Below are 6375 nucleotides of genomic sequence, written 5' to 3'. Positions count from 1 at the left end.
GCGCCCCCCGGCCCCCCCCCCGCCCCCCCCCACCCCCCCCGGGGGCCTCCCCCCCCCCCCCCCCGCCCGCGCGCGGGCGGGGGGCCCGGGCCCCGGGGCCCGGCCCCCCACGGCCGGTCCGTTCCGGGAATGACGCCGGCTCAGGCGGCGAGGCCCAGGGCCGCCATCCGCTTGGTGTGCGCCTCGGTGATCCGGGAGAACATCCGGCCCACCTCCGCGAGGTCGAAGCCGTCCGCGACCCCGCCCACGAGCATCGTGGAGAGCGCGTCCCGCTCGGCCACCACCCGCTGCGCCTGGGACAGCGCCTCGCCCATCAGCCGGCGGGCCCACAGCGCGAGCCGGCCGCCGACGCGCGGGTCGGCGTCGATCGCCGCGCGGACCTTCTCCACCGCGAAGTTGCCGTGCCCGGTGTCGTCGAGCACCGCGAGCACCAGGGCGCGGGTGTCCGAGTCGAGCCGGGCCGCGACCTCGCGGTAGAAGTCACTGGCGATCGAGTCGCCCACGTACGCCTTGACCAGGCCCTCCAGCCAGTCCGACGGGGCGGTCTGGCGGTGGAAGTCGTCGAGCGCCTTCGCGAAGGGCTCCATGGCCGCGGTGGGCTCCGCGTCCACGGCGGTCAGCCGGTCCCGCAGCCGCTCGAAGTGGTGGAACTCGGCGGAGGCCATCTTCGCCAGCTCCGCCTTGTCCTCCAGGGACGGAGCGAGCTTGGCGTCCTCGGCGAGCCGCTCGAAGGCGGCCAGCTCGCCGTAGGCCAGGGCGCCGAGGAGGTCGATCACCGCGGCGCGGTACTGCGGCTCCGCGGAAGCCGTGGCCCAGTCCTTGGCGGCGATGCCGGTGGGAGTGTCGGCGTCGTCCGGGGCAGCGGCGGATGTGGCGTTGTCAGGCGTCTCCATGCAGCGCACAATAGCCCGCCCCCCGGGCCGCCGAAGGCGCTGGTCAGTCAGTGTGACCGTGCCCTCATCACCATTTCGCCCAACACACATGCGCGATTCCGGGGTACAGTGGTAATGCGCCTGCCGAGTATGCGGACATGCTTTCGCACGTTCGGACGTACCCGGTGGGCCGACGCATGAATGAGGATGCCCGGTCGGTGGCCCGATCGGCTCCGGCCCGACAGCCCTTCCGGCGGCCCGCCGAAGGGTCCCTCAAGCGGTACGACGCTCGAGCGACGGCAGTGGTCCCGTGCCACCCGGCGGTGATTCCCCCCAGGATCCCGCGGGAAGAGCCCGGCACGATGAGACCCCCTTCGTTCGCCTCGCGCCGCGTCTCACAGAAGAGGCAGCACCCTGACTACGTTCCGCGAACTCGGAATCCTTCCCGAGACCGCCGAGGCGCTCGAAGCCGTCGGCATCGTCACCCCCTTCCCCATCCAGGAGATGACCCTTCCGGTCGCCCTCACCGGCACCGACGTCATCGGCCAGGCCAAGACCGGCACGGGCAAGACCCTCGGCTTCGGCCTGCCCATCCTGGAGCGGGTCACCGTCCCCGCCGACGTCGAGGCCGGCCGCGCCGCGCCCGAGCAGCTGACGGAGGCGCCGCAGGCCCTCGTCGTCGTGCCCACCCGCGAGCTGTGCCAGCAGGTCACCAACGACCTCCTCACCGCCGGCAAGGTGCGCAACGTGCGCGTCCTCGCCATCTACGGCGGCCGGGCGTACGAGCCCCAGGTCGAGGCGCTGCAGAAGGGCGTCGACGTCGTCGTCGGCACCCCCGGCCGCCTGCTCGACCTGGCCGGCCAGCGCAAGCTCGACCTGTCGCACGTCAAGACCCTCGTCCTGGACGAGGCCGACGAGATGCTCGACCTGGGCTTCCTGCCCGACGTCGAGAAGATCATCAACATGCTTCCGGCGACCCGCCAGACCATGCTGTTCTCGGCCACCATGCCGGGCGCGGTCATCGGCCTGGCCCGCCGCTACATGTCGCGGCCCACGCACATCCGCGCCACCTCGCCGGACAACGAGGGCGCGACCCACGCGAACATCACGCAGCGCGTGTACCGGGCGCACAACATGGACAAGCCGGAGATGGTCGCGCGGATCCTCCAGGCCCGCGGCCGCGGCCTCGCGATGATCTTCTGCCGTACGAAGCGCACGGCGGCCGACATCGCCGAGCAGCTCCAGCGGCGCGGCTTCGCCTCCGGCGCGGTCCACGGCGACCTCGGCCAGGGCGCCCGCGAGCAGGCGCTGCGCGCCTTCCGCAACGGCAAGGTGGACGTCCTCGTCTGCACCGACGTCGCCGCGCGCGGCATCGACGTCGAAGGCGTCACCCACGTCATCAACTACCAGACGCCCGAGGACGAGAAGACGTACCTGCACCGCACCGGCCGGACCGGCCGCGCGGGCAACACCGGTACGGCGATCACGCTGGTCGACTGGGACGACATCCCGCGCTGGCAGCTGATCAACAAGGCGCTGGAGCTGGACTTCGCCGACCCGGTCGAGACCTACTCCAGCTCCCCGCACCTCTACGCCGAGCTGGACATCCCCGAGGGCACCAAGGGCATCCTGCCGCGCTCCGAGCGGACCCGCGCGGGTCTCGCCGCGGAGGAGCTGGAGGACCTGGGCGAGCCGGGCGGCCGTCGTGGCCGCGGCGGCCGTGACGCGGCCCCGGCCCCCGCCGAGGAGCGCCCGGCCCGTACGCGTACCCCGCGCCAGCGCCGACGCACCCGCGGCGGGACCGACGCCGAGACCACGCCGGTGACCGGCACCCCGGCCGGCGAGACCGCCGAGGCCCCCGAGGCCGTCGACGGCCCGCGCCGTCCGCGCCGCCGCCGCACCCGCGGCACCGGCCCGGTCGGCGGCGGCATCCCGGTCGCCGGGGCCACCCCGGTCGCCGAGGCCCCGGCCTCCGTGGAGACCCCGGCCGAGGCGCCCGCCCCCGTGGAGACCCCGGTCGCGACGCCGGCCGAGGAGGCGGCCCCGCGCCGCCGCCGCGCCCGTGGCGCCGCTCGTACGGAGACGGCCCCGGCCGTCGTCGAGACGGCCGTCGAGACGGTCGAGGCCCCGGTCGCCGAGGCCCCCGCCGCCATCGAGACCCCGGCCGAGACCCCCGCCGAGACCCCGGCCGAGGAGGCGGCTCCCCGCCGTCGCCGCGCCCGCGGTGGTCGTACGGAGACGGCCCCGGCCGTCGTCGAGACGGCCGCCGAGACGGTCCAGGCCCCGGTCGAGGAGGCTCCGCGCCGTCGCCGCGCCCGTGGCGGACGTCCGGAGGCGGTCGTCACGGCGCCCGTCGCCCCGGCCGCCGCTCCCGCGCCGGCGTACGCGCCGCGCAAGCGGCGGGTCCGGCCGCGCGCCGAGGACACCGTGTCCTTCCAGACGGTGGAGACCGCCGCCGCCGCGCTGGCCGCCGCCCGCAGGCAGTCCGCCCCGGTGCCCGCCCAGTCGGTGGAGCAGCGCCCGGCCCAGGCCGCTCCGGCCCGGACCGCGCCCGCCCAGGCCGCGCCCGTCAAGGCCGCTCCGGTCCAGACCGCTCCTGCCGCCGTGCCGGCGCAGGCCGTGGCCGCTCCGCCGCGCGCCCGGCGCCGGGCGACGCGCCCCGCGACCAGCCCGGGTGCCGTGGTCGAGGCCGCTCCGGTCGTCGTCGAGGCCCCCGCGGCCCCGGTCGTCGAGGAGCCGGCCGCCCGGCCGCGCCGCCGTGCGGTGCGCAAGGCGTCCAGCCCGGTGACGACCACCGCCGCCGCCGAGGCCGTCCTGGTCATCCCGGCTCCCGTCGCCGAGGCCCCGGCCCCGGTCGCGGCCCCCGTCGCCGAGGCCCCGGCCCCGGTCGCGGCTCCCGTCGAGGAGGCCCCGAAGGCTCCCCGCAAGCGCGCCGCCGCCAAGAAGACGGTGGCCGCCGTCACCGAGGCGCCGGCCGCCACCGAGGAGGCCCCCAAGGCCCCCCGCAAGCGGACCACCGCCAAGAAGACGGCCGAGGTCACCGAGACCCCCGCCCCCGTCGAGGAGGCCCCCAAGGCTCCCCGTAAGCGCGCCGCCGCCAAGAAGACGGTGGCCGTCGCCACCGAGGCGCCGGCCGCCACCGAGGAGGCCCCCAAGGCCCCCCGCAAGCGGACCACCGCCAAGAAGACGGCCGAGGTCACCGAGACCCCCGCCGCCACCGAAGAGGCCCCCAAGGCCCCGCGCAAGCGCGCCGCCGCCAAGAAGACGGCCGCCGCCGTGGCGCCGGACGCGTCGGAGCCGCAGACGGCGACGACGACCCGTCGCCGCACGGTGAAGAAGGCCGTCGCCGAGGCCCCGGCCGAGGAGGCGCCCAAGGCTCCGCGCAAGCGGGCCGCCGCAAAGAAGGCCGCCCCCGCGCAGCCGGAGGCGTGACAGCGGGCCCGGTCCACCGGGCATGACGGCGGCCCGGCCCCCACCTGGGGGCCGGGCCGCCGTCGCCTTTCCCCGGGCCGGCTTCCCGGCCCCGTCCCGGAGCGCGTCCTCCGGTTACAGTCCTTGCATGAGCAAGCCGCGCTCCCTGTCGCTGCCGCCCCGCACCCGGGCCCACCGCCTGGAGACCGTGCGCGGCGGATTCGCCGTGCTCGACACCGCCCCGGCGGGCGAGCGGCGCGGGACCGTCCTGCTGCTGCCCGGCTACACCGGCAGCAAGGAGGACTTCCTGGCGCTGCTCGGCCCGCTGAGCGAGGCCGGGTTCCGGGCCGTCGCCGTCGACGGGCGCGGGCAGAACGAGTCGTACGGTCCCCGGGGCCGCGCCGCCTACAGCCGCCGGGCGCTCGCGCTCGACGCGGTCGCCCAGGCGCTGGCGCTGGGCGACGGTCCCGTGCACCTGCTCGGGCACTCCTTCGGCGGGCTCGTCGCCCGCTCGGCCGCGGTGCTCGCGCCCCGGGCCTTCCGCTCGCTGACCCTGCTGTCCTCGGGACCGGGCAGGGTCGCCCGCCCCCAGCGGATCCGCATCCGGGCGCTGCGCGCCGGGCACGCGCTGCTGGCGAAGGACGCGGTCTGGCGGGCCACCCGGTGGCTGGACAGCCGGGGCGAGGAGCCGGACGCGGCGGTCGACTCCGTCGAGGTCACGGGCTTCCTGCGGCGGCGCTGGATGCTGACGAAGGTGTCCCAGCTGTCCGGCGCCGGCCGGCTGCTGCTGCGCGACCGGGAAGGCCCGGCCGAGCTGGCCGCCCTGGCGCTGCCGGTGCACCTGGCGTACGGCTCCGACGAGATGGTGTGGCCGCCGGGCGAGCTGGCGGCGGTCGCCGCCCGTACCGGCGCGCACCACACCGTGGTCGCGGGCGCGGGCCACTCCCCCAACGTCTCCCACCCGCGCGAACTGGCGGAGCGGCTCACCGCCTTCTGGGAGCGGGCGGACGCGGCCGGCGACCGGGAGGAGCCCGTCCTCAGGGTCAGTACTGCGCCCTGAGGTGCTGCCAGAAGCCGTCGCGCAGCGCGCGCCGGAGGGCGCCGTGGCCGCGCAGCGAGCGGCTGAGCCGGGTCTCGGCCTCGACGAGGAGGTCCTGGTCGACGGCGGCGGGGAGGTACGGGTCGCCGGGCAGCAGCTCGGCGAGCCGGTCGCGGCCCCGTTCGCCCAGCCAGGTCGCGGCGATCTGGGCGCCGACGAAGCGCACCTCGTCGCGCGAGGGCGGCGGCTCCGCCTCGTTCTCGTACATGCTGACCGGGCGCCGGGTGACGTACGGCCGGCAGAAGTCGAGGTCGAAGGTGCGCTGGCTGTCGACCTCCCAGAGCAGGGCCTCGGCCTGGTTGGGTCCGTCGGCGGCCTCGATGCCCCAGAGGTGGACGCGGGCGCCGTAGCCCTGGGCCGCCTCGACGGCGGAGACCAGGTCCTCGTCGCCGCCGACGAGGGCGGCGTCGCTGATGGCGCGGTGGCGGGCGAGCGACTCCAGATCGGTGCGGATGAGGGAGTCGACGCCCTTCTGCTGGTTGTTGGCGTTGAGGTTGCCGAGGCGGACCTTGACGTCGGGGAGCTCGGCGATGGACTGCTGTTCGGGGGTGTGGATGCGGCGGCGGGCGCCGTCGTACCAGTAGACGCGGAGGAGCCGGCTGTCGGCGAAGATCGCGCGGGCCGTGTCGATGAAGGCGTCGATCAGGCCCTCGGCGTCGAGGTCGAAGTTGCGCCGGTCCTCGGTGCCCGCGACCAGCAACCCGGCCGAAGCATGGACGTAACCGGCGTCGACGAAGATGGCGTGGGTGGACGGGGTCTTGGCCACCTCGGCCAGCATCCGCCGCAGGAGCTCATTGGTGCGCTCCAGGCGGGCCTCCAGCGCGCCGAGGGCGCGTGAGGTGTCGTCGGCGGCGGGCGGGGCGGGGTGTGTGGCGTCGTTCATCGGCCCTCATTGTCCGCCCCCGGCGGGCGGGCCGCCACCACCCACTACCCGCGAGTAGTTAGCCAGTCGAAAATTTTCTTTAGGCAAGGGAATGTTTCGGGTGGGGCCAC

Annotated in this window: 4 protein-coding genes; 2 read left to right on the top strand and 2 right to left on the bottom strand. The window is 76.2% G+C overall.

Translation table 11 applies throughout. From position 1 onward, the window contains the following. Window positions 1-140: 140 nt before the first annotated feature. The gene (locus ACIGHB_RS07810; protein WP_360313458.1) at window positions 141-893 is read right to left on the bottom strand and encodes a ferritin-like fold-containing protein; all 753 of its coding nucleotides are present in this window, start codon (window positions 891-893) and stop codon (window positions 141-143) included. A gap of 483 nt (window positions 894-1376) precedes the next feature. Here ACIGHB_RS07810 and ACIGHB_RS07805 point away from each other — a divergent pair, with 483 nt between their 5' ends. Together ACIGHB_RS07805 and ACIGHB_RS07800 are read left to right on the top strand one after the other, a co-directional pair. Next, window positions 1377-4304, top strand: a complete 2928-nt coding sequence (locus tag ACIGHB_RS07805; RefSeq protein ID WP_399910422.1) for a DEAD/DEAH box helicase — start codon at window positions 1377-1379, stop codon at window positions 4302-4304. Window positions 4305-4431: 127 nt separating this feature from the next. Beyond that, the gene (locus ACIGHB_RS07800) at window positions 4432-5343 is read left to right on the top strand and encodes an alpha/beta hydrolase (protein ID WP_360313456.1); all 912 of its coding nucleotides are present in this window, start codon (window positions 4432-4434) and stop codon (window positions 5341-5343) included. Here the strand turns inward: ACIGHB_RS07800 and ACIGHB_RS07795 are convergent. Further along, window positions 5327-6265 (bottom strand): NYN domain-containing protein, encoded by a 939-nt coding sequence (locus tag ACIGHB_RS07795; protein WP_399910418.1) that lies wholly within the window; start codon window positions 6263-6265, stop codon window positions 5327-5329. The genes ACIGHB_RS07800 and ACIGHB_RS07795 overlap by 17 nt on opposite strands. Window positions 6266-6375 lie beyond the last annotated feature (110 nt).

The sequence above is a fragment of the Streptomyces sp. NPDC085460 genome, assembly GCF_044541975.1.
In the GTDB taxonomy this organism is placed as follows: Bacteria; Actinomycetota; Actinomycetes; order Streptomycetales; family Streptomycetaceae; genus Streptomyces.
Note: the sequence above shows the minus strand (reverse complement) of the source record. Positions and strands in the feature narration are given on the sequence as shown.